This window comes from Prochlorococcus marinus str. MIT 1013 (assembly GCF_027359395.1).
In the GTDB taxonomy this organism is placed as follows: Bacteria; Cyanobacteriota; Cyanobacteriia; order PCC-6307; family Cyanobiaceae; genus Prochlorococcus_B; species Prochlorococcus_B marinus_E.
Window position 1 is genome coordinate 1,063,455 of record NZ_CP114778.1, and the last position, 26,720, is coordinate 1,090,174.

30 protein-coding genes are annotated in these 26,720 nt (G+C 36.3%); 14 read left to right on the plus strand and 16 right to left on the minus strand.

Going from position 1 to position 26,720, the window contains the following annotated elements; all coding sequences use genetic code 11:
- Positions 1 to 9: 9 nt before the first annotated feature.
- The 10 genes from O5633_RS06470 to O5633_RS06515 form a co-directional block, all read right to left on the minus strand.
- Positions 10 to 1,122, minus strand: a complete 1,113-nt coding sequence (locus O5633_RS06470; protein WP_269608822.1) for a DUF3326 domain-containing protein — start codon at positions 1,120 to 1,122, stop codon at positions 10 to 12.
- Between the two features lie 12 nt (positions 1,123 to 1,134).
- A complete protein-coding gene (locus O5633_RS06475; protein WP_269608823.1) occupies positions 1,135 to 1,362 on the minus strand; it encodes a hypothetical protein in 228 nt (75 codons plus the stop codon).
- A gap of 58 nt (positions 1,363 to 1,420) precedes the next feature.
- Positions 1,421 to 2,371: a F0F1 ATP synthase subunit gamma gene (locus tag O5633_RS06480; RefSeq protein WP_269608824.1), complete on the minus strand. Its 951-nt coding sequence runs from the start codon at positions 2,369 to 2,371 to the stop codon at positions 1,421 to 1,423.
- Between the two features lie 32 nt (positions 2,372 to 2,403).
- Positions 2,404 to 3,918, minus strand: coding sequence for a F0F1 ATP synthase subunit alpha (gene atpA, locus O5633_RS06485; RefSeq protein ID WP_269608825.1), 1,515 nt, complete (start codon positions 3,916 to 3,918; stop codon positions 2,404 to 2,406).
- 62 nt (positions 3,919 to 3,980) lie between these two features.
- Positions 3,981 to 4,529, minus strand: a complete 549-nt coding sequence (gene atpH, locus O5633_RS06490; RefSeq protein ID WP_269608826.1) for an ATP synthase F1 subunit delta — start codon at positions 4,527 to 4,529, stop codon at positions 3,981 to 3,983.
- The gene (locus tag O5633_RS06495) at positions 4,529 to 5,041 is read right to left on the minus strand and encodes a F0F1 ATP synthase subunit B (RefSeq protein ID WP_269608827.1); all 513 of its coding nucleotides are present in this window, start codon (positions 5,039 to 5,041) and stop codon (positions 4,529 to 4,531) included. Before O5633_RS06495 ends, atpH begins: the two co-directional genes overlap by 1 nt.
- Positions 5,038 to 5,499, minus strand: a complete 462-nt coding sequence (locus tag O5633_RS06500; protein ID WP_269608828.1) for a F0F1 ATP synthase subunit B' — start codon at positions 5,497 to 5,499, stop codon at positions 5,038 to 5,040. The genes O5633_RS06495 and O5633_RS06500 overlap by 4 nt, the downstream gene beginning before the upstream one ends.
- A 129-nt stretch (positions 5,500 to 5,628) precedes the next feature.
- Positions 5,629 to 5,877 (minus strand): ATP synthase F0 subunit C, encoded by a 249-nt coding sequence (atpE, locus tag O5633_RS06505; protein WP_011125758.1) that lies wholly within the window; start codon positions 5,875 to 5,877, stop codon positions 5,629 to 5,631.
- Between the two features lie 167 nt (positions 5,878 to 6,044).
- Positions 6,045 to 6,770: a F0F1 ATP synthase subunit A gene (atpB, locus tag O5633_RS06510; protein WP_269606848.1), complete on the minus strand. Its 726-nt coding sequence runs from the start codon at positions 6,768 to 6,770 to the stop codon at positions 6,045 to 6,047.
- A gap of 76 nt (positions 6,771 to 6,846) precedes the next feature.
- On the minus strand, positions 6,847 to 7,266 hold the full coding sequence (locus tag O5633_RS06515) for an ATP synthase subunit I (protein WP_269608829.1): 420 nt from the start codon (positions 7,264 to 7,266) through the stop codon (positions 6,847 to 6,849).
- 427 nt (positions 7,267 to 7,693) lie between these two features.
- Between O5633_RS06515 and O5633_RS06520 the strand changes: the two genes are divergently transcribed.
- The 3 genes from O5633_RS06520 to O5633_RS06530 are packed head-to-tail and all read left to right on the plus strand — an operon-like array spanning position 7,694 to position 10,972.
- Positions 7,694 to 8,926: an FtsW/RodA/SpoVE family cell cycle protein gene (locus O5633_RS06520; protein ID WP_269608830.1), complete on the plus strand. Its 1,233-nt coding sequence runs from the start codon at positions 7,694 to 7,696 to the stop codon at positions 8,924 to 8,926.
- A gap of 19 nt (positions 8,927 to 8,945) precedes the next feature.
- On the plus strand, positions 8,946 to 9,686 hold the full coding sequence (locus tag O5633_RS06525) for a cytochrome c biogenesis CcdA family protein (RefSeq protein ID WP_269608831.1): 741 nt from the start codon (positions 8,946 to 8,948) through the stop codon (positions 9,684 to 9,686).
- Positions 9,687 to 9,691: 5 nt separating this feature from the next.
- A complete protein-coding gene (locus O5633_RS06530; protein ID WP_269608832.1) occupies positions 9,692 to 10,972 on the plus strand; it encodes a cytochrome c biogenesis protein ResB in 1,281 nt (426 codons plus the stop codon).
- On the opposite strand, the gene queF is transcribed toward O5633_RS06530, so the two are convergent.
- Entirely contained in the window at positions 10,961 to 11,380 is a 420-nt protein-coding gene (gene queF / locus O5633_RS06535; protein ID WP_420063635.1) for a preQ(1) synthase, read from the minus strand. The genes O5633_RS06530 and queF overlap by 12 nt on opposite strands.
- A gap of 179 nt (positions 11,381 to 11,559) precedes the next feature.
- On the opposite strand from queF, the gene O5633_RS06540 reads away from it, so the two are divergent.
- Both O5633_RS06540 and O5633_RS06545 read left to right on the plus strand, forming a co-directional pair.
- Complete coding sequence (locus O5633_RS06540) at positions 11,560 to 11,787, plus strand: hypothetical protein (RefSeq protein ID WP_269608834.1); 228 nt, start codon at positions 11,560 to 11,562, stop codon at positions 11,785 to 11,787.
- A 40-nt stretch (positions 11,788 to 11,827) separates the two neighbouring features.
- Positions 11,828 to 12,166 (plus strand): P-II family nitrogen regulator, encoded by a 339-nt coding sequence (locus O5633_RS06545; protein WP_269608835.1) that lies wholly within the window; start codon positions 11,828 to 11,830, stop codon positions 12,164 to 12,166.
- Here O5633_RS06545 and O5633_RS06550 read toward each other — a convergent pair.
- On the minus strand, positions 12,163 to 12,963 hold the full coding sequence (locus O5633_RS06550) for a TlyA family RNA methyltransferase (RefSeq protein ID WP_269608836.1): 801 nt from the start codon (positions 12,961 to 12,963) through the stop codon (positions 12,163 to 12,165). The two genes, O5633_RS06545 and O5633_RS06550, sit on opposite strands and share 4 nt — an antisense overlap.
- 95 nt (positions 12,964 to 13,058) lie before the next feature.
- Between O5633_RS06550 and O5633_RS06555 the strand changes: the two genes are divergently transcribed.
- The 3 genes from O5633_RS06555 (at position 13,059) to O5633_RS06565 (ending at position 16,173) form a co-directional block, all read left to right on the plus strand.
- Positions 13,059 to 13,319 carry a hypothetical protein gene (locus O5633_RS06555; RefSeq protein WP_269608837.1) on the plus strand — a complete coding sequence of 87 codons (261 nt, stop codon included), beginning with the start codon at positions 13,059 to 13,061 and terminating at the stop codon, positions 13,317 to 13,319.
- A gap of 44 nt (positions 13,320 to 13,363) precedes the next feature.
- Positions 13,364 to 14,659 carry an adenylosuccinate lyase gene (gene purB, locus O5633_RS06560; RefSeq protein ID WP_269608838.1) on the plus strand — a complete coding sequence of 432 codons (1,296 nt, stop codon included), beginning with the start codon at positions 13,364 to 13,366 and terminating at the stop codon, positions 14,657 to 14,659.
- Between the two features lie 128 nt (positions 14,660 to 14,787).
- Positions 14,788 to 16,173: a class II fumarate hydratase gene (locus tag O5633_RS06565; protein ID WP_269608839.1), complete on the plus strand. Its 1,386-nt coding sequence runs from the start codon at positions 14,788 to 14,790 to the stop codon at positions 16,171 to 16,173.
- A 20-nt stretch (positions 16,174 to 16,193) separates the two neighbouring features.
- On the opposite strand, the gene O5633_RS06570 is transcribed toward O5633_RS06565, so the two are convergent.
- The gene (locus O5633_RS06570; RefSeq protein ID WP_269608840.1) at positions 16,194 to 18,971 is read right to left on the minus strand and encodes a DEAD/DEAH box helicase; all 2,778 of its coding nucleotides are present in this window, start codon (positions 18,969 to 18,971) and stop codon (positions 16,194 to 16,196) included.
- 129 nt (positions 18,972 to 19,100) lie between these two features.
- Here O5633_RS06570 and O5633_RS06575 point away from each other — a divergent pair, with 129 nt between their 5' ends.
- The 5 genes from O5633_RS06575 to bioA are packed head-to-tail and all read left to right on the plus strand — an operon-like array spanning position 19,101 to position 23,728.
- A complete protein-coding gene (locus O5633_RS06575; RefSeq protein ID WP_269608841.1) occupies positions 19,101 to 20,243 on the plus strand; it encodes an aminotransferase class I/II-fold pyridoxal phosphate-dependent enzyme in 1,143 nt (380 codons plus the stop codon).
- On the plus strand, positions 20,240 to 20,968 hold the full coding sequence (locus O5633_RS06580) for an alpha/beta hydrolase (RefSeq protein WP_269608842.1): 729 nt from the start codon (positions 20,240 to 20,242) through the stop codon (positions 20,966 to 20,968). Before O5633_RS06575 ends, O5633_RS06580 begins: the two co-directional genes overlap by 4 nt.
- Positions 20,949 to 21,704, plus strand: coding sequence for a methyltransferase domain-containing protein (locus O5633_RS06585; RefSeq protein ID WP_269608843.1), 756 nt, complete (start codon positions 20,949 to 20,951; stop codon positions 21,702 to 21,704). Before O5633_RS06580 ends, O5633_RS06585 begins: the two co-directional genes overlap by 20 nt.
- Complete coding sequence (bioD, locus tag O5633_RS06590) at positions 21,701 to 22,351, plus strand: dethiobiotin synthase (RefSeq protein ID WP_269608844.1); 651 nt, start codon at positions 21,701 to 21,703, stop codon at positions 22,349 to 22,351. Before O5633_RS06585 ends, bioD begins: the two co-directional genes overlap by 4 nt.
- Before the next feature lie 51 nt (positions 22,352 to 22,402).
- Entirely contained in the window at positions 22,403 to 23,728 is a 1,326-nt protein-coding gene (gene bioA, locus O5633_RS06595) for an adenosylmethionine--8-amino-7-oxononanoate transaminase (RefSeq protein WP_269608845.1), read from the plus strand.
- Positions 23,729 to 23,785: 57 nt separating this feature from the next.
- Here the strand turns inward: bioA and O5633_RS06600 are convergent, their stop codons facing one another.
- The gene (locus tag O5633_RS06600) at positions 23,786 to 24,226 is read right to left on the minus strand and encodes a J domain-containing protein (protein ID WP_269608846.1); all 441 of its coding nucleotides are present in this window, start codon (positions 24,224 to 24,226) and stop codon (positions 23,786 to 23,788) included.
- Positions 24,227 to 24,304: 78 nt separating this feature from the next.
- Here O5633_RS06600 and rsmG point away from each other — a divergent pair, with 78 nt between their 5' ends.
- The gene (rsmG, locus tag O5633_RS06605) at positions 24,305 to 25,051 is read left to right on the plus strand and encodes a 16S rRNA (guanine(527)-N(7))-methyltransferase RsmG (protein WP_269608847.1); all 747 of its coding nucleotides are present in this window, start codon (positions 24,305 to 24,307) and stop codon (positions 25,049 to 25,051) included.
- On the opposite strand, the gene O5633_RS06610 is transcribed toward rsmG, so the two are convergent.
- Positions 25,048 to 26,274: an aldo/keto reductase gene (locus O5633_RS06610; RefSeq protein WP_269608848.1), complete on the minus strand. Its 1,227-nt coding sequence runs from the start codon at positions 26,272 to 26,274 to the stop codon at positions 25,048 to 25,050. The genes rsmG and O5633_RS06610 overlap by 4 nt on opposite strands.
- Positions 26,275 to 26,289: 15 nt before the next feature.
- Positions 26,290 to 26,709 (minus strand): ferredoxin, encoded by a 420-nt coding sequence (locus O5633_RS06615; protein WP_269608849.1) that lies wholly within the window; start codon positions 26,707 to 26,709, stop codon positions 26,290 to 26,292.
- Between the last annotated feature and the right edge of the window lie 11 nt (positions 26,710 to 26,720).

Genomic DNA, 26,720 nt, shown 5'->3' on the forward strand with positions numbered 1-26,720 from the left:
AATTTACTTCTATACATCATTCAATTCCTTTAAGCAATTAATTGGTCTTTGCAGAGATTTGATATTAATCCCTTGACGTAAAGCTGTTATTAATCCTGCAGCCTCCAAATAATTCTCAGCATAAAAAATATTCTTATCTTTATCACCACTCAAGTAATCAAGCCTCATCTTTGTAGAGGTAACATTTAATACTCCTTGATTAGAAACAATGATCAAAGGAATAAATCTTTCGATACAAGACAAAACCGCTTCGCCACCTAGTGCTCCCTGTGGAACAACAACGGCTCCTAAATCTCTATTACTTAGAAAAGTTTTCACCTGTAAAAAAACATTTTCTTGGGTTTTTATGGCTGACTTACAGATAAGATCAGGCGCACGACTAAGACCAACTAAAACACTTTGCAAAAATGTATATCCGATCTCCTCTCCAGAGGTTCGGGGATCTAGATCATAATCAATTGGTAACGGCGCTAACCCCGGTGCATGTGCACATGGAATCAATAAATGTTTTACAAGAAAATGACTTATTACAGCTTCGACCCCCGCGATAAGATCTACACCATTACCTTGACGATAAAGTTTAGTTTCATACTCGTCACTATCATCAGGGAAGCGAGTTATTACAGCAATTGCTGTTGCACCAGCTTTCTTAAGTTTTTCAGCTCCTCTCAAAAGAACATCTGGTTTTTCGATATCCCCCCAACTTGAGCCACTTAAACCTTTTTTTAGATTGATTCCTATAGGCGTTTCAGTGGTAATTACAGGACCAATATCTAGCCCCAAACTTGCAACACAACCATCAGCAACTTGTAAATGTCTTTTCTTTAAATCAGATTCTAAGCCAGCATCTAATAGTAAACCTACTTTTTGTTGTCTTACTGGTTTTAGAAAAACTTCTCCAGCGGCAAAAAGATTTAAACTATATCCTTCTACATATTGGATACAAGTATCTGGCCAATATAAAGATCCACCATTCATAACATTGGGATGAGTTATTAAACATTCACTAGCAGAAGCCAATAATCTTGCAGCAGGGATTGCATCCCCTGCGTATCCACCGACATTGCACCCTATGCCAGTAGGAATAATTAACAATGTTGGCAAAGGTTCAACCTTAGTCATAAAGAAATTAAGTCAATTCAATTCAGTATTATTAACTTTTCCCTTATCTTGATTAATAATCAAAACAACTTCGAGCGATATTATTTGAATTTTTTTTTCCGAATGAGTAGTCACGGAAGTAATGGCCCACCTAAGTGGTTCTCCATATTCGATTAGCCTAGATAGAATATAATTTTTTAAATCAAAAATACTTAATTCAGAAGGCCAATCAAGGTCTAATTCTATAAATTCAAGATTCACTTTATTAATTTAATTACTGATACTTTAAAGATTTGTCAAGTTAGAGACAGATAAGAAACTACGCTGCAGCGCCACCTACAACTTCTAAAATTTCTTGCGTAATTGCGGCTTGTCTAGCCTTGTTATAGTCAATAGTAAGATTTTTAGCTAATTCCTTAGCATTATCACTAGCGTTATTCATTGCAGTCATTCTACTTGCCAACTCTGAAGCAGCAGACTCCTGTAATGCACGTAGTAATTGATTCTGTAAATAAAGAGGTAAAAGAGCATTCAAAAGTTGATCAGGACTTTGTTCAAAAACAATATCCGATGGTAATTTGGGCTCTTCATTTGAAGGAGCAGAATCTTTCTCAATAATTAGTTGGCTGTCTTTTGTAGTTAATCTAAAAATTTCATCTTCTGAATCTGCTATTCCTTGAGGATCTAAAGGTAAAAGAGTTTGTATTGTTGGATTACAACTAACCAAGCTTACAAACTTGGTAAAAATTACCTCTACTCGATCAGTACTCTCAGAAATAAATTCTGCTAATACTTCACTAGTAATGGAGCTGGCATCTTCTGCAGTCGGAACTTGTTCTAATTCTTTAAAAGTAGCTCTTATATTATAAAGACTAGATCTATTCTCGAAATATCCTATCGCTTTCTTACCAATTAAAACTAGATCGGGATTATATCCCTGACCTTTTAATTCAGCGTAGCGTTTCTCTGTTCGTTTAATAATATTTGCGTTGTAGCCCCCACATAATCCTCTATCTCCAGTCACAGCTAAGAGAGTAATTGTCTTAACTTCACGTTTATTGAGCAGAGGAGAGTCTGCAGCTTCAAACTGCATTCTTGATTGTATATTTTCTAACACCCTTGCCAATCGATCAGCAAAAGGTCTACTTCGTAGGACCTGATCCTGTGCTCTCCTAACTTTTGCAGCAGCGACGAGTCTCATCGCTTCTGTGATTTTCCTGGTGTTTTTGACAGATACAATTCTGTCTCTTATGTCCTTGAGGTTAGCCATAGGTGATTGTCTCTCTTAGATAGCCTTTGTATTCAAGCCGCAAGCATGGAGGATTTAACCTCGTTTATAGCGTCTTTAAGTATTGATTCGGATTCTTCACTTAAGACTTTTTCAGAGAGAACATTCTTAATGAAATCAGCCTTATTCGTTTTTAGATAATCACGCAATTCACGAGCAAACTTTGTCACTTCCTCCTCAGGCACCTCATCAATCAATCCTTTCACACCTGCATAAACAATAGCTACTTGTTCAGCTAAATTTAGAGGGTCAAATTGAGGTTGTTTAAGGAGTTCTCTTAGCCTCTTTCCTCTACCTAACTGCTTTTGAGTAGCCTCATCAAGATCTGAAGCAAATTGAGAGAATGCCGCAAGTTCATCAAACTGAGCTAGTTCAAGTTTTAAAGTACCTGCAATTTTCTTGATAGCTTTTGTTTGCGCAGCTCCTCCTACTCGACTAACTGATATACCAACGTTAATAGCAGGTCTTAAACCAGAGTTGAATAAATCTGAACTCAAGAAGATCTGACCATCAGTAATTGAAATAACGTTGGTTGGAATATAAGCAGAAACGTCACCAGCCTGGGTTTCAATAATAGGTAGGGAGGTCATTGATCCTGCACCCATCGCGTCAGAAAGTTTTGCAGCCCTTTCAAGTAAACGACTATGGCAATAAAAAACATCTCCTGGATATGCTTCACGACCAGGTAGACGACGTAAAAGCAATGACATTTGCCTATAAGCCTGCGCTTGCTTTGTTAAGTCGTCATAAATAACTAGTGTCGCCTTACCTTGATACATAAAGTGCTCAGCAATTGCTGCCCCTGTGTAAGGAGCTAAATATTGCAAGGCTGCAGCTTCAGATGCCCCTGCATTAACAATAATCGTGTAATCCAAAGCTCCTTTTTCTTTGAGAACTTCAACTACATTTGCAACTGATGCTTGTTTTTGACCAACCGCTACATAAACACAAACAACATCTTGACCTTTTTGGTTGATGATTGTATCGATTGCTATTGCAGTTTTACCTGTTTGACGATCTCCAATAATCAACTCTCTCTGCCCTCTTCCAATAGGGATCATCGCATCAATAGATGTGATGCCCGTTTGCATAGGCTCATGAACTGACTTTCTTTTAATAATTCCAGGAGCTATTGACTCAATTAATCTTGAGTCAGTTGTAGCCATCTCTCCTTTTCCATCAATTTGCTGTCCAAGAGGATTAACAACTCTTCCCAGCATTGCCTCACCAACTGGGACTGAAGCAATCTTTCCAGTTGCTTTAACTGTGCTGCCCTCTTGTACTCCTAAAGCTTCACCCATCAAAACAACACCAACATTGTCATCCTCAAGGTTTAGAGCAATTCCTTCTGTTCCATCTTCAAATTCAACTAGTTCACCTGCCATAACCTTTTCAAGGCCATAAACTCTTGCGATACCATCACCAATTTGTAAAACAGTACCTACATTGCTCACAGAAACTGATTTATCGTAATCAGCAATCTGCTGTTTAAGGATTGAACTGATCTCGTCGGGACGTATAGAAACCATGGGATTAACTTAAGTTGGGGAAGAGGAAAAGAAGAAAGAAGAGGAAGAAAGTCAGTAGAGAATTAGCTGACTTTGGCCAAAGCAAGACCAAGTCGCCTAACTTGCCCTGCGATGCTGGCATCAATGACCTTTGATCCAACATTGACCACAAAGCCACCTAGCAATTCAGAGTCGACTTTGAGATCGATTTCTAAATTATCTGTACCAGCTATAGATTGTACTTTCTTGAGTAGCTCAGATTGTTGATCTTCATTTAAAGCCGAAGCTGAAGTAATTGTTGCTAAAGCAATATTTCTTTGTTCTCGATAGATTTCCAATAATCTTTCAAGAACAGAATTCAACAATCCTATTCTCTGTCGATCTGCCAAAAGTTTTAGAAGGTTTAAGAAAGAGGGAGTAACCTGACTAGAGAAAAGCTTTTCTAAAGCTGCTTTCTTCTGATTAACCTCTAAAACTGGCGATGCCATAGCATCACTAAATTCAGGGCAAGTATTCCAAAGTTCTAAAATAGATTTAGCTTGAGTTACTACTTCATCCACTTCGTTTCTGCTCTCAGCAACTTGAAGAAACGCTTCAGCATATGGAGTAGTAATAGTATTAAGTAGTGGCATTAGTTGTCTCCAATATTTCTAATTGACTGTTTAAGAAAATTATCTTGAGTATTTGAATCTAACTTTTTAGGAAGCATTGCTAATGCTTTTTCAATAGCAAGTTCTGCAGCCTCTTTTCTTAATTGAGAAGTGACTCTTGCAGCTTCAGCATTTAAGTCAGATGCAGCGCCTTGTTTAATTCTTGCCATTTCCTCAACAGTTCTTTTTTCACTCTCTAGACGAATTGCTTCTGCTCTAGCTTTGCAATCATTTCTGATTTTGTCTGCTTTTTGCTTGGCCGAGGCAAGCTCGTCTTTTGCTTGTGAAAGAGAATCTTGTGCTTGAGCTAAACGCTCTTCTGCTTCTTTCAAGTCAGAAAGGATTGTAGTTCTTCGTCTTTCAAGAATTTTTCCTAAAAAGCCTGGCAAGAACTTATAGAGACCAAAAACAACAACAGCTAAGTTGATAATGTTGGTCTCAAAAATATTTAAATTTAGGCCAAAGCCTTCGGAAGCGAAAATTAAAGAAGTCATTTTTTTGCCAAGAGTCTGTCAATAATCAAATCACCAAGATTGTCAGCCTCGCTTTTAAGTTGATTAAGAGCTTCATCTCTTTGTGAATCAATCTCACGCCTAGCTTTCTCTCTTGATGCATTTGCCTCTGAAGTAGCAAGAGCAAGAGCTTCTTTATAAAGATTCTCAGAATCCTGCTCTGCCTCAAGAATGACTTTCTGAGCTTCAAGACGAGCTTCTTTGAGCTGATCTTTAAGCTCAGTCTCTAGTCGTTCAACCTCAGAGATTTTTTTCTTTGCTTCTGCCCGACTTGTATTTACATAATCCTCTCTTTCTTCAACTACCCGTCCTACAGGTTTGAAGAAAAGAGCATTAAGTATGAAAGTAAGTAATACAACCTGAACCGCCATCAGCGGAAGTGTTGCATCGAAATCAAACAGACCTCCCTCAGAGGCACCAAACAAAAACAAAGTTGGCATTAGCTAGGGGTGCAAGAATTTAAGCGAGCCGCATAACGGCAATTGAAATTTGCTAAAGAATTTTCAAATGTTTGGGCTGAAAGTTAATCAAATTAATTGATTTACTCAATCAGCCCATTTTTGAAATATTCAACCAGCAAAAGGGTTAGCAAAGAGAAGAACCAATGCAACCACAAGACCATAAATGGTGAGTGATTCCATGAATGCGAAAGAAAGAAGCAAAGTACCTCTGATTTTTCCCTCAGCTTCTGGTTGACGGGCTATACCCTCTACTGCGCCTTGTGCAGCACTACCCTGACCGATACCAGGGCCTATTGCGCCAAGGCCTACAGCTAACCCAGCTGCAACAACTGATGCGGCGGTGGTAATGGAATCCATAATTCAGCTAAAGATGTGTAGCGCTTTTAACGCTTAAGAGTTGTGACCGGGAGTTTATACCTGCGAGGGGGGCATCTCATAGTTCTTGAGATGATACTGAAAGAATTTCAGACCTCAAAGCAAGTAATTTGCCATTGAAAAGTTATTTCAGTAGCAAAAAATCATGATTAATGATGCTCTTCAACTGCTTCCCCGATGTAATAAGCAGCAAGAGTTGCAAAAATCAGAGCTTGAATAGCACTAGTAAACAAGCCTAGAAACATAACTGGAACTGGAAGAACAAGGGGTACTAGGAAAACAAGTACCGCTACAACAAGTTCATCTGCCAAAATGTTTCCAAATAAACGGAAAGAGAGAGATAAAGGCTTTGTAAAATCTTCTACAATTTTGAATGGGAGCATTATTGGCGTTGGGTGAACGTAGTACTCGAAGTAACGCAAACCCTTATTGCTCAAACCCGCATAGAAATATGAAAGAGATACCAGTAGTGCTAGAGCAACAGTTGTATTTATGTCAGCTGTTGGAGCCCCAAGTTCACCACTTGGGAGTTCGATCAGCTTCCAGGGAACTAGTGCTCCGCCCCAATTGCTCACGAAAATGAACAAAAAGAGGGTTCCGATGAAAGGCATCCAATCTCTATAAACCTTCTCACCAATTTGTGTTCTTGCTAGATCACGTATGTAATCCCAAAGAAATTCCAAAAGGTTCTGAACACCCTTTGGATCACGTTCCATTTTTTTAGTACCAATGACAACTAAGGCAAGCAAAGCGCCTATTAGAAGCCATGAAGTCATAAAGACTTGGCCGTGAATTCTAAAATTTCCAATTTGCCAATAGAGATGTTGACCCACCTCTAACTCAGCCAAAGGAAAAACAAATGGCAAAAAACCCATTTATCTGGAAGTTAGGTTGCGTAGAAAATAAAAGCCAAACAAACAAAACTTAAAAATTAGATTTCTAAATAAGCCTTTACGGCATAGACAGAAATTGAATAATTAACGCTGGTTTATAAAGCAAAAATCCTAATAAAGCCGGAATCAAATCAATTTGATGAAATCTAGAAGACACCAAAACCAAAAGGACCGGAACTAACAACTGGACTTTACCGACAATTTTTGATGAAGTACCTAATCTTCCAACTCCGCGAGCAAGCAAGCGAAAATAAAAAATCCCTGATAAAGCACCAATAAAAAGGCTTGCACTAGCATTGATTCCCCAAAAGAAACCCGCTATGCCAACAGAAAAAATAGTCAATAAAAATGCCAGACGGAATACTCGAAATTGCAGTTCAAGGTATTCGTCTGATTTGACTCCGGAAGATGAATCCGCCGAATCAATATCCAGAAGAGGATCAAGACTTGAGCAATTTTCAACAATCTCAGATGTCACAAAAATTCCTCATATTGGAGATCCTTAGTGCTATTGAGAAGTTGTTTTGCAAACAAGACACCTAAGCTCTCTGCAAAGGCCCGGGGAATCTATCACGAGACTTGCATCAAAACAAAAAAAATTTTTTTTAGTAAATTTATAAAGTTTGTAAATTTACTAATAAGTTAAAAATATTTTAAGAAAAATTTTATCTCTCAAAAACAAATCAATAGATAATGTTTTCAAAAATTTAATGGTAATAATATACAATTAAATAATTAATAATAGATCTATTTTTTAATTTCTACCGAAAACTAACAACTAAATTTAACTTATAAATAAAGTTCTTGGATTTTGTTCAAATCAATAAAAAAGTAAATTCATTAATTTCAAAAGACTTGGCAAATTGGCAATTAGGAGGCTCAATGGAATATAAGCAAAAGATTCTTTGAATAATATTTCTAACAAAAAATTTCCAACTATGCACCATGGGAAAAATGATCAGGAATCAAAAAATTACTTGAGTAATTTAATAAACAACAAGGTACTTCCATTGCCTTGGCCTTTTTGGCCCAAAGAAGGACGTTTGATAATTGGATTAATTGCATTTTGGAGCATATCAGGGATTTTCATACTTGGATCAGCTAGTTGGTGGGTAGCCACAAGAGAAATGGGTGAAGGTGCTTATTACATAAAAAGACAAATCATATGGATGATTGCTAGTTGGAGCATTTTCTACTTCGCAATAAAAATCAATCTAAAAAGCTGGCTAAAACTCTCAGGGCCATGCCTTTTACTAGGCATGGCCCTGATTGCCTCAACAAGCTTTTTCGGCAGCACTGTTAATGGGTCTACTAGATGGTTAATTATCGGTCCAATCCAAGTTCAACCATCGGAGTTAATCAAACCTTTTATTATTCTCCAAAGTGCAAAGCTTTTTGGTCAATGGGAAAGAATAAATTCAGAAAAAAAACTTTTTTGGTTAACTATTTTTGCATCCATTATTTTATTAATTATAAAACAGCCAAATTTAAGCACCGCTGCATTAACTGGAATATTACTTTGGATGATTGCCTTAGCCGCTGGCATTAATTTCCGCTATCTATTTAATACTGCTTTAACAGGCTTAAGTGTTGGTTCAATAAGTATTTTTTTTAATGCTTATCAACAAAGTCGCGTTTTGTCATTTATTAATCCATGGAAAGATCCACAAGAAAGTGGATATCAATTAATTCAAAGTCTTTATGCTATTGGTTCGGGTGGTCTATTTGGAGAAGGCTATGGTCTTTCAATGCAAAAACTACAATACCTACCATACAGAAGTACTGATTTTATATTTGCTGTTTTTGCTGAAGAATTTGGTTTCTTTGGATCTATTTTACTTTTATCATTTCTACTTGTAGTTGCATATTTAACTCTTAAAATATCTCTTAATTGTAGAAATAATTATTCAAAGCTAATTGCTATTGGATCAGGTACTATTCTTGTTGGACAATCAATTATGCACATAGCAGTCTCGTCAGGGGCAATGCCTACAACTGGTCTACCTTTTCCTTTGATTAGTTACGGAGGAAACTCATTAATTTCAAGCTTACTAATAGCTGCCTTGCTGGTCAGATCCTCTATTGAATCTTCAGATTTATTAGTTAAAAATCCCTCCAAAAGACTTCTGACTAGATAATCTAGAGCTAGGACATAGAATGGTAAATCTATTTTTGAACATTTCTTCTATAAGTTTAATTTTCTCTGATTTGACTCGTAATGGCGAGCAATTAATTAATAATGGGTTAAACAACCCAAGTCCCCTTGCACTTCTGATAGTTTTCATAGGAGGGCTTTTGACTAGTTTAGGTCCCTGTTCATTGTCACTTTTACCAATAACAGTTGCATATTTAGCTGGATTTGAAAACGACCAAACCCCTTTACAAAAAACTATTAGTTTCTGCAGCGGTATAGTCATATCACTTGTGGTATTAGGAATTCTAAGCGGGTTTGTGGGCAAAGTTTATGGGCAATTGCCAGGCTTTTTCTCAATATTTATAAGTTTTCTAGCAATAATTATGGGTCTTAATCTGCTTGGATTGTTCAAATTCTCACTTCCATCTGGTCCTGACCCTGAAATTTGGACAAATCAAGTTCCTCCTTCATTAGCACCAGTTTCAGCAGGTTTGGCTTTTGGATTAGCCTCCTCACCTTGCACAACTCCTGTTCTTGCCGTTCTTCTCGCCTGGGTTGCCAAACAAGGAAACCCTCTAAGTGGGACAATTTTTCTTGGAAGCTTTGCGATTGGACAAATTGTTCCTTTATTTGTTGCAGGCAGTTTTGCCGCAACTATTCCGAAATTATTATCATTAAGACCTATAGGGAAGTGGGTTCCACCAATTAGTGGAGTTATTTTGTTAACCGTAGGTCTTATGAGCCTTCTTTCTATTTGGATATAAAATAGATGAAAAATATTAGCCAAGTTTTAAATTGGCTTTCTAGCTTAAAGATTGCGATATTACTTTTATTATTGATAGCTATGTCATGCGCAGTTGGGACTTTAATTCCACAACAAGAATCAGATCAATTCTATTATGATAACTTTGATAAAAATCCTTTTTTAGGAATAATAAATGGAAATATATTACTACTGCTTGAGTTCAATCATATTTATACAAGTTTTTGGTTTTTATTGCTACTCAGTTGGCTTGGTTTGGCTCTTGCAGTTTGTAGTTTAAGACGACAATTACCGATACTTAAATCAGCATTAAGTTGGATCGATTATAAATCGCCTCGTCAAATAGCAAAACTTTCTATATCTCAAACAATTCAAACAGATAGTCCTTCGAAAAACTTAGAAAAACTTACACTTAATTTGAAGAAGACAGGCTGGAATATTAGAGAAACAGATGGAAGGATAGCGGCCAGACAAGGAGTCATCGGTAGACTAGGACCTATATTAATTCATCTCGGTATGATCCTATTAATGATAGGTGCTACATACGGATCATTAAATGGGATCACCATAGAAAAATTCTTAGCCCCTGGAAGATCAATAGATTTATTAAACAATAATGAAGAGAAAGGATTAACTATTAAATTGGAAAAGTTCCAAATAGAAAGAGACCCTCAAGGAAGAGCAGAGCAATATAGATCGATAGTAAAAATTATTGAGCCAGATGGCTATAATGAAGAAAAAGAGATTAGTGTTAATTATCCATTAAGGTACAAAGGTTTAACATTATATCAAGCCGACTGGTCATTAGCTGCAATTACTATTCAGATTAAAAATAGTCCAAAGTTACAAATCCCGTTAAAAGCTATTCCTGATCTAGGTGAACAAGTTTATGGGACAATAATACCTACAAAAAAAGATGGGAATGATCCAATCTTATTAACGGTAGAGAGTGAACTAGGACCAGTAAAAATTTATGATAGTGATGGCACAATATTGACTGCCTTAGGTAGAAATAAGGAAGCAGAAGTAAAAGATACACTAATAAAGATAATAAATATCATTCCAAGTAGTGGATTGCTTTTAAAGCGAGATCCTGGAGTACCTCTTGTATATACAAGTTTTGCTATAATACTTTTAGGAGGTTCATTAAGTATAATCTCCACTAAAAAAATATGGGTATTACATGAAAAAGAAAAATCGCTGATTTATATTGGTGGTTTAAGTAATAGAAATCTTTCTGGTCTTTCAAAAGAATTGCCTAAATTGGTTAGTTTCTTAGTCAATTAGCTCTAGATTATTTCTTTTCCCATGACAAACTCTGATAATAGTATGAATATTTCCTCTAGGGTTAAAGTCTGCTTCTAATTGCATCCACTTAGGATCAGAAACTTCAACTAAATCATCTATTATTTTATTTGTAACTTCTTCATGAGAAACTTTCTTTTCCCGAAAGCTATTGAAATAAAGTTTAATTGCTTTTAGTTCTATTACCTTTGTATTTGGTTGATATATTATCCTTAAATTCGCAAAATCTGGATAACCTGAAAAAGGACATTTACATGTAAATTCAGGGAAATCTATTGAAATCTCATAGTCTCTATCATTGTTAGGATTTGGGAAGCAAATCAAGCTACCGGAGGCTATTTCCCTTTCCCCATACAGAATTTCGCTTTTAGTCTGCTTTTCTCGCTTAATCACATTTACCTAGCGTTTAAATTACACACTACATAAAAAGCTTGTTTGAAAAATTTAAATACCAATAAATTCTTCTTATCAAAACGCAGCCAAATCATGTCAAAAAGCTAGTTTGTATCATCAAGCACAAAACCAATCCCTGTTGTACCCCCTAATAGAAATATAAATAAGGGATTTATATGGACATCAGTCTTTCAGATAAACTCAAAGGTACTCAAATAGAACCGAATAGTGTTCATGGAATCCTTTGGCTGCAAACTCATTTTGAATCCGAATATTGGGAATCAATCAGTAATGGTTTAGCAATAATTCCTACCAAAGATGCACAAATGCTTGCTGAAGACGCAACAAATGCTGGAATAAATGTAAATTTCATAAAATCTCTAAGTCAAATAGACAAAATCTGATCAAAAACTATCTAAAGTCCTAATAGTTACTAAAAGTGATATGAAAAAGATAGAAGCAATAATTCGTCCTTTTAAATTGGAGGATGTAAAAATTGCATTAGTTAATGCAGGCATAGTTGGTATGACAGTAAGCGAAGTAAGAGGATTTGGCCGACAAAAAGGACAAGTCGAGAGATACCGGGGTTCGGAGTTCACCGTTGAATTTCTTCAAAAACTTAAAATCGAAGTGGTCGTACCAGATGAAAAAACTGAAATTGTTTTAAAAGCCATTGCTGATGCAGCCAAAACTGGTGAGATTGGCGATGGAAAGATATTCATTACTCCAATTGATTCTGTAGTTCGAATTAGAACAGGCGATAGAAACGAAACCGCTCTTTAAACATTCAAAAAATTTGTCAATTTTTCGATTTCAATATTTCCATTTACTTCATCACCCATCCAAAGAAGATATTCTTGATTACCTGCAGGTCCCTTTAAAGGAGATGCAATTAGTCCTTTGGGGTACCATCCATATTTTTTAGATTCCATAACCACACCCTCTATAGCTTCAATATGAAGTGAATGGTCACGAACAACACCACCCTTACCAACTTTTTCTTTACCAACCTCAAATTGAGGTTTCACTAAAACGAGTAATTCTGATCGCTTATGTTGAAGAAGAGATTTAATACTAGGCAAAACAATTCTAAGAGAGATAAAAGATAAGTCTGCAACTGCGAAGTCTGGTCTTGCGTCTCCATCATTAAATAATTTTTCAGGAGTTAAATATCGAATATTAGTTCGTTCAAAAAGAACCACTCTTGGATCATTTCTAATACTCCATGCAGTCTGTCCATAACCAACATCAACTCCATAAACCTTTGCTGCTCCTAACTGCAAAAGACAATCTGTAAAACCACCTGTTGAAATGCCAGCATCTAAACAAACTCGATTCTTAATATCGAGAGGAAATTGATTAAACGCTTCAGCCAACTTTTCACCTCCCCTAGATACATACTTCAAAGGCTCCGTAACTTTTATCTCAAGATCTTTTAAAACTTCTTGGCCAGGCTTATCAAGGATTTGCCCGTTGAGCGTTTTAACTTTGCCAGCTCTGATAAGCCTCTGTGCCTCTTGACGTGATTGAACCAACCCTTTAGTCAGCAAGTGAAGATCTAATCGCGATTTTTTAGTCATTTGTTTACAAAAACAAACAGGAAACGGAACAAAAACCGCAGAACTCGTGATAATCCTCTTTTTCAATAGAGAATCTAATCAACTGAACCAAGGTTGTGTCTAAAAAGCTCAGACATCCAATTAATGAAAATGAGCTATCTAGCCATGGTCATTTTCATCTAACCCCAAAAAAGAAAACAGGAGAAGTCCTTGAACTTCTGCCTCCAGGAAGTTTTGCTAAATTTGCAAATCAACCAAATGATTTACCTCCCTTTCAAGTAATTGATTGCAAGGGGGGGAGATGCAGAGTAAGACAGCAAACCTGGGGAAGATATGTTCATTGGGAAGTTGAACACAATAGACTCAAGTCAGCTTGACCTTAAAGAACTAAATTAAAACTAACCTTTGACTTTGTAGCACTTTGATTGAGCGTTACACAAACCCAGAAATGGGAAATATATGGTCTGAACACTCTAAGTTCCAAACTTGGCTTGATGTAGAGATAGCCGCATGTGAGGCTAATTGCAAATTGGGAAATATCCCTATTAGTGCAATGGAAAAAATTCGATCACAAGCAAGTTTCAAACCAGAGCGCATACTCGAAATAGAAGCCGAAGTTCGACATGACGTAATTGCTTTTCTAACAAATGTGAATGAATATGTTGGAGATGCAGGTCGCTACATACACGTTGGCATGACCAGTAGCGATGTCCTTGATACTGGTCTTGCACTTCAATTAAAGTCATCAGTAAAGCTTCTAAAAAAAGAGCTTTTATTACTTGAAGAATCAATTAGAGATTTAGCAAAACAACACAAGGACACCGTAATGATTGGTCGCTCTCATGCAATCCATGGGGAGCCTATCACTTTTGGATTCAAGCTAGCAGGATGGCTAGCTGAAACACTTAGAAATAAGGACAGGTTAAATAATCTTGAGAAAGACATCTCCGTAGGTCAAATTAGTGGTGCAATGGGGACTTATGCCAATACTGATCCAGAAATAGAAAGAATAACTTGCGAACTGTTGGAGCTTGATGTTGATACAGCTAGCACTCAAGTTATCTCTAGAGATAGGCATGCTAATTATGTACAGATTCTTGCGTTGATTGGTTCTTCCTTGGATCGTTTTTCTACAGAAATCAGAAATCTTCAGAGAACAGATGTTCTTGAAGTAGAGGAAAACTTTGCTAAAGGGCAAAAAGGTAGTTCTGCTATGCCTCATAAAAGAAATCCCATTCGAAGTGAGCGAGTAAGCGGTCTTTCCAGGGTTTTAAGAAGTTATGTAGTGGCAGCTCTCGAAAATGTAGCTCTATGGCATGAAAGAGATATTAGCCACAGCTCAAATGAAAGACTAATGCTGCCAGACACATCTATTACTCTTCATTTTATGATCACAGAAATGACCGCAATAATAAAAGGTCTTGGCGTGTATCCAGAAAATATGCTGAATAATTTGAACATTTATGGAGGAGTAGTTTTTAGTCAAAGAGTTCTTTTAGCTTTAGTTGAGAATGGGATGAGTCGAGAAGAATCTTATAGACTAGTCCAAAAAAATGCTCATTCAGCCTGGAATAAACCCGAAGGGAATTTCAAGGAAAACCTTGAGAATGATCCAGAAGTAATGAATAGTCTCTCACCAAAAAAACTTTCTGACTGCTTTTCAACAGAATTACATCAATCGAAATTAAAAGTTATTTGGGAAAGACTTGGTATATAACTCCAAAAGCTAAAGCAATTGTAACTAATTAGTAAACTAGAAAAGGGGTATAGCATTAGATCCATCTAAAACCTTTAGCTATAATCTTTTACTCCATAAGAAAACTTGAAATTTTCAACCCAAGATCAATGTCCAATATGAAACGACTTGAAAAAGATAGCCTAGGTTCAATTGATGTTCCAAAAGAGGCGCTATGGGGAGCTCAAACGCAACGATCAATATTAAATTTCGCTATTGGTGATGAGGTCATGCCTCTTGAAATCATCTATGCAATTGCCCAAATAAAAGCCTCTGCTGCTCGAGTGAACAATCATCTAGGTCTAATAAATACAGAAATCACAAAATTGATCACCGAAGCAAGTTCAGAAATTATTGAAGGAAAACATAATGATCAATTCCCATTGAAAGTATGGCAAACAGGTAGTGGTACGCAAACTAATATGAATGTCAATGAGGTGATAAGCAATATTGCTTCAAAGCGCTTTAATAACCCTTTAGGTAGCCATAATCCACTACATCCCAATGATCATGTCAATTGCTCTCAATCTACAAACGATGTTTTTCCAGCAGCAATCCAGATAGCCACAATAAAAAGTTTAAAAGGCTCATTAATACCTGAATTAAAAAAGCTGATTAATCTATTCCAAAAAAAAAGTAAAGAATGGAAGGACATCATAAAAATAGGACGTACTCATCTTCAAGATGCAGTACCACTAACACTTGGGCAAGAAGCCTCTGCTTGGGAGTCTCAATTAGAAGCTGCATTAAGACGCATTGAAATAAACATTGAAGAACTTTATCCGCTTCCATTAGGAGGAACCGCAATTGGAACCGGGCTCAATGCTCCTGAAAATTTCGATAATCTTATTGCTCTTGATATTGCTAAAACAACAAATCTACCTTTTGCAACTGCCTCTAATAAGTTTGCCATCATGGCTAGTCATGATAGTCTTGTAAACGTCATGTCTCAACTGAAATTATTAGCGATTACTTTACTTAAAATTGTTAATGATCTTAGACTTTTATCTTGTGGACCAAGAGCTGGATTATCAGAGCTACAGCTACCATCTAATGAACCTGGCAGCTCAATAATGCCAGGGAAAATTAATCCTACTCAATGTGAAGCGATGGCAATGATATGTACTCAAATCATTGGAATGGACACTTCAGTATCAATCGCAGGAAGTGGGGGACATCTACAAATGAACGTTTATAAACCACTGATTGGCTATAATATTTTAAAAAGTATAAATCTTATTCAAAATTCATGTAAAAGTTGCAGAAAAAATATGATTGAAGGGATTCAACCTAACAAAGCAAAAATCAAACAGTATCTTGATAATTCCTTAATGTTAGTAACTGCATTAGCACCATCAATTGGATACGAAAAAGCAAGTAAGATTGCCCAATTAGCACATGAGAAAAATCTCAGTCTACGTCAGGCATCCAATCAACTAAACTATATAGATGAAAAAGAGTTTGATAGACTTGTTGATCCAAAATCTATGATTTAACATAATTAAAAAATAAATTTTTAATTATTTCTTTCTGTTGCTGGGTTGATAATTTCATGTTTGTTTTCTTTTGCTTGATTAATATATTCAGCTTCACATATAGGAAATCTATCCATCAATTTCATTGCTGCTTTAGCATTATTTCTGAGCTGCCTACTCACCGCCTCGCAATATGGGATTTGTGAAAGTAAATCATTTGTTCTTCTCAGAATTCTTACAACATCTCCCTCATCTAAAGAAGTATTTGCAATTAGATCAGTCCAAGTACTACCTCGTGCCCAAGCTTCTACTAAACCCATTAACTCTGGACTCCATAAAATTGGGACTTCTATACCAAACCGTTCTTGAACTCTAAACAATTCTCCTCGGATATTTGATAAATCATTAAATGCTTCTTCAGCAACTGTACTGGGAATAAATCCAGACCATAGATCAGGACGATTAACTTCCGTAGTAATTGACTGAATAACTCCAGCTAATTCTACTGGAGTTAGTTCATCAAGATTCCCACTGATCAAGACCAAACCTATCCATAACTCATTTTCACCTCTTAAAGATCCAATACCTCTGCCAATTTCGGTTGGTGTTAAATCATCCAAGCATCCGAAGTAGTTTAGTACTTTAATTAATGATAAGAAAGTGTCCCAGTGACGATTAGACCTGTCATAAAGCATCTGCTCACGTTGATGTATTTCAAGACCTAGTTCGTCCATTCTTCGTCTATGCTTCTTTAATTTTTTCTTATCACCCCATCGATGAGCTGGCTGAACCAATAGTTCATCATCTAGAGATTTAACTAATTTAGCTTGAGATAAAACTTCACTAGCAAGATCATATTGAGCCGTTCTCATATCATTTTCCTGAGCCAAATTTGAAATTATTGAAGCTGTTTCATTACTTAACAAATCACCATGATGTATTTCACCTAATCTACTCATTTGAGGAGTTGTAAGATGTGATACGTCTAAGCAAGTTAATTCAGCATAAAGACTAACAACTTCCTTACAAGCAATCAATATCCAAATATTTTCATCTGTTAAGCATAACAATTGAGATTGTCTGTCGCCTTTTTGTATTTTTTGAACAATGACTGCAGGTGTAACTTTTCCTCGCAAATGTGATGTCTTCAGACTTATGAGAGTTCCATTATTTGCAAATTCCAAGGCTGAGATCAATTCATTAGATAAGGTTTCTGCTGATTGTTTTTTGAGAATTTTTAAGAGTCTTCTCTCTTCCTTTAGATGACTTTTTATTTTCTCATATCTTTCAAAATCTGACCATGGGATGTCTTCTGAAAAAGTTTTATACTCTTTAAACTCCTCTTTTAATCTGGATAATTCTTCTTCTTCTTCAACCAAATCCAAGCTCGCCAAGTATCTACTAAAGCTTCTTTCTATCAATTCTTTTGATTTGTCTAAGTCATAACGCTGTAATAGATTCAGTACCATGCCATAACTTGGTGTGAATTGACTAACCAGTGGATCGGCTGAGCTGGTGGCTAATTGACCAGCTTCTCGAACTCCTTCGAATCGAGTTTGTACAGTGACCACATAGCCTCTAGAATCAAGACCTCTTCTTCCAGCCCTACCAGCCATTTGTAAGAATTCACTCCCCATTAATTGACGATGTCCATTATCTGATCTCTTCGACAAAGTAGATATAATTGTGCTTCTCGCCGGCATATTGATTCCTGCAGCTAAGGTTTCAGTTGCAAAAACAACCTTTATCAATCCTTTTTGAAATAATTCCTCAATTAACTCCTTCCATGCAGGAAGAACTCCTGCATGATGAGATGCGATTCCATTAAATAAAGCTTTTATATGTAAATCATCTCTCAAACCTTCTGAATTTAGAATTGTATATTTTTTAAATCGATCTTGAATTGATTGTCTTTCTTCTTGGTTCACTAAACACGTGCTAGCTATTGTTTTCACAGCCTTGTCACAACCACGACGACTAAATATGAAATAAATAGCGGGTAACATATTTCTTTCTGCCAACTTCGATATCACCAAGCCAAGTGAGGGAGAGTCAGGTTGAGTAGGCTTGGATAAGCGTCCTCTCTTCTTATGTGATTTTGTTGAGCGCCAAATCTTACAGTTTGGATGTAATCCAGTTCCTTTTTCATTAAGTAATGGATGAAGTCCTTTAGCACTACAAAAATTGAATTCCAGGGGGACTGGTCTTAAATCACTAGATATCAAGTCTGTGGGTCCGTGAACTTGCTCAATCCAATCAGTTAATTGACCTGCATTAGCAACGGTTGCCGATAGAGCAACGAACTGAACGGATTTAGGACAATGAATAATTGATTCCTCCCACACTGTCCCTCTATGAGCATCATTCATATAATGACATTCATCCAGAACAACAGTTTCTATATCAAGTAGAGGATCATCATTTTTATCTGCTGCTGCATAAAGCATATTTCTAAAAATCTCAGTAGTCATGACAAGAATCGAAGCCTCTCTATTCAGGCTTAAATCACCTGTTAAAAGACCCACATTGCTTGAACCAAATTGATTCCTAAAGTCTCTTAGCTTTTGGTTAGATAAAGCTTTTAATGGGGTTGTATAAAACACCTTATTTCCATGAGAAATCGCTCTATAAATTGCATACTCTCCTATTAAGGTTTTTCCTGATCCTGTAGGAGCACTAACAACTACAGAATGCCCTTGATTGAGTGAGTCAATTGCTTTAAGTTGAAATTCATCCAATGAAAAAGGAAAGATTTTCTTTGGATTTAAATTGTTTTGGAGGATTTCGTTCTCAAACGTATCTCTTTCTGATGAAGTCATTGCTAAATCCTAGGGGAATTTTCTATGACCACATGGTTTTTGATGTGGATACATAATAAAATCAAGAAACCAAAGAAAAAATCTCAAGCCAACACCCAAATTTTTTAATAGAGAAAACAAAATAACAATATGCCTGCAATCCCTAACTCTAGAATTCGTAAACTGAGGACTTGGGTTCCAGGGAAAAGATCATCAGAATTGATTGGTGTAGATGAAAATCAAAATCAAATCACGTTAATTGACTTAGCGAGTAATGACTATCTAGACCTTGCAAGACATCCATTATTAATTGAGGCAGCTAGACAAACCTTAGAAACAGATGGGGTTGGTTCTGGAGGATCAAGATTTATTACTGGTAGTAGAAATATTCATCAAAGACTTGAAACAAAGCTTGCCCAATGGCTTGATCGTGAGATTGTCCTAATTTACCCGAGTGGTTTCCAAGCTAATCTGGCTGCTGTTTTAGCACTTACTGATCGTCACACTCCTGTTATTTGTGATCGTCTGATACATCATTCTCTGCTCGTTGGAGTCAAAGCGAGTGGAGCAAAGCTCATTAGATTTAAGCACAACAATTTATCTGAACTAGAAAGACTTTTAAAAAAGTCCAGACAAAGCAATCCTCAAAAACAACCTTTAGTAATTACTGAAAGCCTTTTTAGTATGGAGGGTACAACAGCACCCATAAAGGAAATTTCAAAGCTATGCATTAATTATGATTCAAAGTTATTGATCGACGAAGCTCATGCTTTTGGCGTTATGGGTTCAAAAGGAAGAGGAGAATCTTTTGGACTCAAAGAACCAATATCAATTATCAGTGGGACATTCGGTAAAGCATTTGGAAGTGGGGGAGCATTTCTAGCAACAGACAAGATAACAGGAGCAAATTTAATACAAAACTGTGGGGCATTTCGCTATACAACTGCTTTAGCTCCTCCTCTTTGTGCAAGTGCTTTAGCCGCGTTAAATCTAATTGAAAGCAACCCTAGCTGGGGTAGCGAACTGAAAGAGAAATCAAAAGCTTTAAGAGACAGATTGTCTCAAATCGGGTGGCAACGTCCTATGGGGGGAGGTCCAATAATCTCCATCGTTCTAGGTACAGACGAATTAGCCATGGATTATCAAAAAAAACTTGAAGAACAAGGTCTTCTAACTGTTGCGATCCGTCCACCAACTGTTCCTGAAGGTAAATCGAGACTCAGGTTAGTAATCAGGAGAAATACTCCCGTTCAGGCTATTGAAAAACTTATCGCAGTTCTTAATAACAAATGAAAGAAATAATTGCTATGCATGGCTGGGCTGGTGATAGTCATCAATGGGCAAATTGGGAAAAGATATTTAAAAGTTGTGATTGGGAATGGCAAGCTTCTGAACGCGGATATAAAGAGATAAGTCCTCATACACCCAAATGGAATCACAACTCAAATCAAGTCAAAGATAAAAGAGTTGCCATATGTCACTCTCATGGTTCACATATGATAGATAAAGAAGTTTTGCATTCAGCTACTCATGTTATATTAATCAATAGTTTTAGTCGTTTTATTCCAAGTGACAAAGAGAATCGCCCTATAAAACTGGCCCTCAATAGGATGATGAATGCAATTAATACGTCTAACGAAGAAGCTATGTTAAGAAAATTTCATATAAAAGCTTATAAACCGAATTACATAGCTATTAAATTATCCGAATCATATCTACTTCCTATATCAGATTCAGGAAGGTTGAGACTAAAAAATGATTTAAAACTTCTTATGAATTCTGATTCTCTACCAATTGGCTTAAACAATTCTTCCAAAGTACTTATTGTTAACAGTGAACAAGACTATATTTTAGCTAATCAAACGAAAGAAAAACTAGCTGAAGATTTAATAAAACACTTAGAGGTCATACCCAAAATAATCAACCTTCAAGACGAGGGGCATTACATCACAAAAATTAAAAATATCAAAAAAGTCAAACACTGGCTAGAATTTGATCATGCAAAAAACATGGTCTAGTCAAGTTAATAAAAACTTTAACGAAGCTGCATTAAGTTATAACGAATCAGCATCAATTCAAAAAAGTACTGCTTTAAAGCTTGCAAAAATATGTTCTCATCATTCAATTAAACATGGACTATGGGTTGACCTTGGTTCTGGTACTGGACTACTCGCTAAATCATTAGAAGATTTACATCCAAACCAATATGTAGTGAGATTGGATAATTCTAAAAAGATGATTGATCAACATTCAGAAAAAAGTATCAAACAACTTTGGGATTTAAATAATGGATTACCTAAGTGGTCTGAAAAACCAAATTTATTAGCTTCAAGTTTTGTTTTACATTGGCTTAATAATCCACAAAAGAAACTTAAGGAATGGTTGAATTCTCTGAGTTTAGATGGATGGATTGCTTTAGCAATCCCAATCAAGGGAAGTTTTCCAGAATGGCATGAAGCAGCAGAAAAGGCAAATTTAACATGTACGGCTCTTGATTTACCATCATACGACTCACTAATTAGAGTCGTTCCGAAACAAAGTATTTTATATAATAAAATTGAAGTTATTAAACAAACAGAGAAGAAGGCAACTTCTTTATTAAAACCGATGATCAATGTCGGAGCACAAAGTAGTCAGAAGGAACAATTAAGTGTTTCAGATTGGCGACATCTATTATCTTTTTGGCCAATTTCCAATAAGGATAAACAAGTAAGCCTTAGTTGGTCAATCCAGTTTTTATTAATAAAGCGATGAAACCTTTCTCCAAAAAAATTATTATTTGTGGTACAGATACAGATGTCGGCAAAACGATAGTTAGTAGTTTTTTCGTCCAAGGGCTTAGAGGTATCTACTGGAAACCCATTCAAAGTGGAACAGAGGAAGGTACAGATACCAAAACTGTTTGCAATCTCTTAAATCTTGGACCTAACCGCTATCTTTCTGAAAGATATAAATTCAAGGCTCCTGTCTCTCCACATTGGGCTGCAGAACAAGAGTCTGGTTTTATTGAACCAAGCAACTTAAGATTACCTGACTTAGATGAATTACTAATCGTCGAGACTGCAGGTGGTTTAATGGTTCCTTTAAATCGGGATTGGCTACAAATAGACCAATTAAAGGTTTGGGGAGCTCCAATAATTCTTGTAGCCAGGACCGGTCTTGGTACTCTCAACCACACCTTATTAAGTCTAGAAGCCTTGAAACACAGAAATTTAGACGTGTTAGGAATAGTATTAAATGGCCCTCCACACAAAGACAATCCGAAGACCCTAGAGCAATTTGGAGATACTAAAATTCTTGCAAGTCTTCCTATTTTTGACGAAGTCAACGCAAAAGTACTTTCACAAGAATGGAACAAACAACAATTAGATCAAAAGCTTAAAAAATACATTCGAAATTAAAATTTTATTTTTTTCTTAATCAAAAGATTATTTTGACTTCATTCAAGTTAAATGAAGCAAGTTGGAAAACTAAATTTGATGAATGAGAAAAAAAATTCCAATCAAAGTATTCAAAATCCTCATATATGGCCCCCATTCACACAACTTACATCCTCTAAGCCTCAATTATTGGTTGAAAAAGCCAAAGGTGCCCTTTTACTGCCTAAAGACAGAGCTCCAATAATCGATGGCATAAGTAGCTGGTGGGTCACTCTTCATGGTCATGCAAATGAATATATTGCTAAGGCTATCGCAACTCAAGCAGAGCAATTAGAACAAATTATCTTTGCAGATTTCACTCACCCTCAAGCCGAGCTATTAGCAAATCGACTTAGTAAATCAACAGGTCTAGAAAAGTTATTCTTTTCCGATAATGGCTCTACAGCAGTAGAAGTGGCTTTAAAAATGGCTCGTCAATGGTGGAAGAATAAAGGTGACAATAGATCTCAAATCATTGCATTCGAAGGTGCCTACCATGGAGATACATTTGGAGCAATGGCAGTAGGCGAACGAAATATATTTAGCGAGCCTTTTGATCAAATGCTATTTCCTGTTAGCAGAGTCCCTTGGCCTGAGACATGGTGGGGCGATGAAGATTTTGAAAGACGAGAAAAGGAAGTTTTAAAAACTCTTGACCACCTCCTAAAAAAACCAACTATTGCGGTAATTCTTGAGCCATTAGTTCAAGGGGCTGGAGGAATGCGAATGGTTCGTTCAGAATTTTTAGTAGAAGTCGAAAAAAGAATTCGCCAGGCTGATTCTTTACTGATTACAGATGAAGTCTTAACTGGCTTTGGAAGGTGTGGAGAACTATTCGCTTTTCAAAGAGCAGGATTAAAGCCAGACCTTATATCACTCTCAAAAGGGTTAACCGGTGGGTTCCTTCCGATGGGAGTTACAATGTCCAGCAAAAGGATTTCTGAAGGTTTCCTTGGGGAAGATCCCAAGCAAACTTTCTGGCACGGTCATAGTTTCACAGCTAACCCCTTAGGCTGCGCAGCGGCCAATGCTAGCTTAGATCTGTTAGAAAACTCCCCTCAAAAATATTTAGATTTTGAGTCACGTCATCTACCTCATCTACAAAAAATAGTTAAAGATCCAAGAATTGAATGTCCAAGAATTACAGGAACAATTGCTGCTTTTAATATTAAAGTGAAAGGTAAAAAAGGGTATTTAAGTTCCGTTGGGAAAATTATGAAAGCAAGTGCATTGAGGGTTGGTGTTTTCATTAGGCCATTAGGAGATGTAGTTTATCTAATGCCACCACTGTGTATCACAGATGAAGAACTAGAAAAATGCTATTTTGGAATCCAAGAGGGGTTAAATTCTCTATCCTAGAGTTTTTCTTACCAAGATTCTAAGCACTTAGCTATATAGTTATTTCTGAAATTAAACTTATATCAACCAACTTGGAGTAAAATTCATATTTCCGCCTCTTAAAAAAGCAATAAACATTCCTAAAGCCAAGCTCAAGAAAATAGAAGTGATTAAAAGAAGAAGTGAAAACAGTTCTCCTCCTGATAATGGACGCCTCACTCCTATCGACTTAGAAAATTGTATAGGTTGTATATTCTTTAAGTAAGGTTCTTTTTTCTGACTTATAAGATTATTCTCTTTTTCTATACATAAGTCATAGTTTGCCCTTAAGACAGGATCACTTAATAAATCATAAGCTTCACAAACATTTTGAAATTGCCTTGTCGCTTCATCACTTGGCAAAGATGTCGTATCCGGATGAAGTTGCTTACTTAATTGACGGAAAGCTTTTCTAAGCTCTGCGTTATTAGCAGAGGTAGAAACACCAAGCAGTTCGTAACAATTAGAGGAAGGCGTCAACTAAAGAAAATATGATCTAATAATGTATATATTTTATCTAAATATCTCAGGACTGACTATTTCAAAAAACAATTCAAAATGTCTACTGATAAAAACAACAAAAAAGCAAATCATCTCATGATATGGAATGAGCTTAAATGGGCGCCAAGTGAAAACCAATTAGCTCAATTTATCCATTTACAAGAGTTACTTAAAGAATGGAATAAGAAGACCAACCTTACTCGTTTAGTTGATGGAGATGATTTCTGGACTGCACAAGTATGTGACAGCTTGTTGCCACTGCATGAAGAACTTCAATACCCTAAACTTTCTCATAATTACATAGATATTGGTTCTGGCTGTGGATTTCCCGGTATAGCCATAGCTATAGCAATGCCAAATTCAAATATTACTCTTTTAGATTCTTCAAGTAAAAAAACAACTTTTCTGAAAGAAGTTTCTAAAGAAATTGGATTAAATTCTCGTATAACAGTCATAACTGAACGAGCTGAGATAGCAGGAAGGGATCCAATTCTTCGAAATAATTTTGACTATGCCATTGCAAGAGCAGTTGCTTCTGCAAATGTAGTAGCAGAATATCTCGTGCCTTTTTTAAATTCGACAGGTCAAGCGCTCATATTTAAAGGGAGCTGGAGTGAAGCAGAGCAACAAATACTAAAAAAAGCTTTAACTGAACTAAATGCAGAGATCCAACGAACACATAAGTTCTTACTCCCTAATAATCGCGGCATTAGGAATGTTATTAGGGTTAATTCTATTAATAAATGTCCCAATCAATATCCAAGATCAATTGGTAAACCAAAAAAAAAGCCTTTAGGTTACTAAATACCCCATAACCTATCTCTTCTTTCTCCCCCCAATCTGTCTTTCAATTTTCTTAGTATAAAAGGTATTTCAGAGCTCCACGGGCTATTAATCAAAACTTTTTTCAAGTCATCCTCGCTCACTTCACAATCCAAACAATCTGCGTTTGAGCCTGGGAACCAATGTCCTCCTCTGCCTAAAAGAGCATAACGATCTTTAGCAAAGCTTTCCATATCCCAAGCCTCTAATAAATTATTTAGCCATAGCAAAACAGGTATATTAATCTCTCCTGGAGTTTGGTCCCAACTAGGTAAACCTATCTTCCAAGTGTTCAACCATGATTCTCCAAGCGACTTATATGAGGCATCAACTAGTCTCTTATCTATAGTATTAATTAAACCATGCATTATATCCATTTTAGAGATTGCACTTAAATGAATATCTAGATCTTCAGGCTTTGACGCTCCAACACTCAATGTATGAATTCTTTTATCCCTCAAACAAAACAGATCATTAAATTCTATTGGATGCAAAGGACTACATAAATCAAAAAGCTTCAATGACGGAGTATGCAAATGACCTCCCTTATCAGTAGGACTTATAATGAAAACCCCCATATCATTGGAATTCGCTGCTTGTAAAGCTCTTTCGTTATCCTGACGTATAAAATACCAATGCAAATTAACATAATCAAAAAGTCCTGTTTCAATTGTTTTAATGATTAGGTCAACATTTGCATGAGTTGAGAAGCCAACATGACCAACAAGACCATCTTTTTGCCATTGACGAACAATCTGTAGACATCCATTAGGACGAATAGTCATATCTAAGTGATCAGGGATATTTATACCATGAATAGCTAATAAATCAATTTTTTTGGAACCTAATCTACTCATACTTAATTCAAGTTCCTGCTCAAATATCGAAGGGTCATTATTTGGTGGGATTTTCGTTTGCAATATTCTTTTTGGGTCATCAATTTGACCGAAGATCCAGCCTATCTGGCGCTCTGATGTTCCATAATGACGAGCAGTTTCTATATGATGCATACCTTTTTGAGACGCATGCTTAATAGTTTTTCGCAAGATGTCTTGTTGTTGATTATCAATCTCTTTAGGATCTAAATCCTTCCAGCTTTGTTGAAAGCGCATCCCGCCAAGAGATAAGACTGGCATCTGAATCTCTGTTCGACCAAATCTTCTTCTAGGTATTGAATTGTTTTTACTATCTTTAATTCTTGACACTTCTATATTTAATAATCAAGTGACCGGTGGTAAACCTAAATTCCTAAAATGATGGTTTTTTAAAACTTCTTCCAAATTAATTAAGTCTTCAAAAGAAACCCAATCTATGCAATCAACAGGACAGGTATCTATAGCTTCTTGTATTAATTCATCACTATCTCCATCTTGTCTAAACGCTCTTGCTCTGCCTTGTTCAGGCTCCATTGCAAAAGTGTTAGTAGCAACTGAACTGCAATATGTACAGCCTATGCATTTTCTCTCATCAACCCAAACGGCTTTTTCCTTTAATTTCCCTCCAAGTACTGGATCTCTTCCACTAAGCTCGAAATCTTCATTATTACCTGCTTCGTATGCAACATTTGGATCATAAATATCATCTGATAGCTGATATTCAATGGGGCTAGCTTCAAAAGCAGCTCTAGGGTCAAAAGTCAATTTTCCAAGAG

Excerpts from the sequence above, each read along its gene's own strand:
- O5633_RS06495 (WP_269608827.1), bottom strand. The coding sequence starts at position 5,041 with ATGACTTCTTTAATTTTCGCTTCCGAAGGCTTTGGCCTAAATTTAAAT.
- O5633_RS06545 (WP_269608835.1), top strand. The coding sequence starts at position 11,828 with ATGAAAAAGATAGAAGCAATAATTCGTCCTTTTAAATTGGAGGATGTA.
- O5633_RS06585 (WP_269608843.1), top strand. The coding sequence starts at position 20,949 with ATGCAAAAAACATGGTCTAGTCAAGTTAATAAAAACTTTAACGAAGCT.
- O5633_RS06480 (WP_269608824.1), bottom strand. The coding sequence starts at position 2,371 with ATGGCTAACCTCAAGGACATAAGAGACAGAATTGTATCTGTCAAAAAC.
- O5633_RS06540 (WP_269608834.1), top strand. The coding sequence starts at position 11,560 with ATGGACATCAGTCTTTCAGATAAACTCAAAGGTACTCAAATAGAACCG.
- atpB (WP_269606848.1), bottom strand. The coding sequence starts at position 6,770 with ATGGGTTTTTTGCCATTTGTTTTTCCTTTGGCTGAGTTAGAGGTGGGT.
- atpE (WP_011125758.1), bottom strand. The coding sequence starts at position 5,877 with ATGGATTCCATTACCACCGCCGCATCAGTTGTTGCAGCTGGGTTAGCT.
- O5633_RS06530 (WP_269608832.1), top strand. The coding sequence starts at position 9,692 with ATGAAAAATATTAGCCAAGTTTTAAATTGGCTTTCTAGCTTAAAGATT.
- O5633_RS06570 (WP_269608840.1), bottom strand. The coding sequence starts at position 18,971 with ATGACTTCATCAGAAAGAGATACGTTTGAGAACGAAATCCTCCAAAAC.
- bioD (WP_269608844.1), top strand. The coding sequence starts at position 21,701 with ATGAAACCTTTCTCCAAAAAAATTATTATTTGTGGTACAGATACAGAT.
- O5633_RS06550 (WP_269608836.1), bottom strand. The coding sequence starts at position 12,963 with ATGACTAAAAAATCGCGATTAGATCTTCACTTGCTGACTAAAGGGTTG.
- bioA (WP_269608845.1), top strand. The coding sequence starts at position 22,403 with ATGAAGCAAGTTGGAAAACTAAATTTGATGAATGAGAAAAAAAATTCC.
- atpA (WP_269608825.1), bottom strand. The coding sequence starts at position 3,918 with ATGGTTTCTATACGTCCCGACGAGATCAGTTCAATCCTTAAACAGCAG.
- O5633_RS06575 (WP_269608841.1), top strand. The coding sequence starts at position 19,101 with ATGCCTGCAATCCCTAACTCTAGAATTCGTAAACTGAGGACTTGGGTT.
- atpH (WP_269608826.1), bottom strand. The coding sequence starts at position 4,529 with ATGCCACTACTTAATACTATTACTACTCCATATGCTGAAGCGTTTCTT.
- O5633_RS06580 (WP_269608842.1), top strand. The coding sequence starts at position 20,240 with ATGAAAGAAATAATTGCTATGCATGGCTGGGCTGGTGATAGTCATCAA.
- rsmG (WP_269608847.1), top strand. The coding sequence starts at position 24,305 with ATGTCTACTGATAAAAACAACAAAAAAGCAAATCATCTCATGATATGG.
- O5633_RS06525 (WP_269608831.1), top strand. The coding sequence starts at position 8,946 with ATGGTAAATCTATTTTTGAACATTTCTTCTATAAGTTTAATTTTCTCT.
- O5633_RS06470 (WP_269608822.1), bottom strand. The coding sequence starts at position 1,122 with ATGACTAAGGTTGAACCTTTGCCAACATTGTTAATTATTCCTACTGGC.
- O5633_RS06565 (WP_269608839.1), top strand. The coding sequence starts at position 14,788 with ATGTCCAATATGAAACGACTTGAAAAAGATAGCCTAGGTTCAATTGAT.
- O5633_RS06500 (WP_269608828.1), bottom strand. The coding sequence starts at position 5,499 with ATGCCAACTTTGTTTTTGTTTGGTGCCTCTGAGGGAGGTCTGTTTGAT.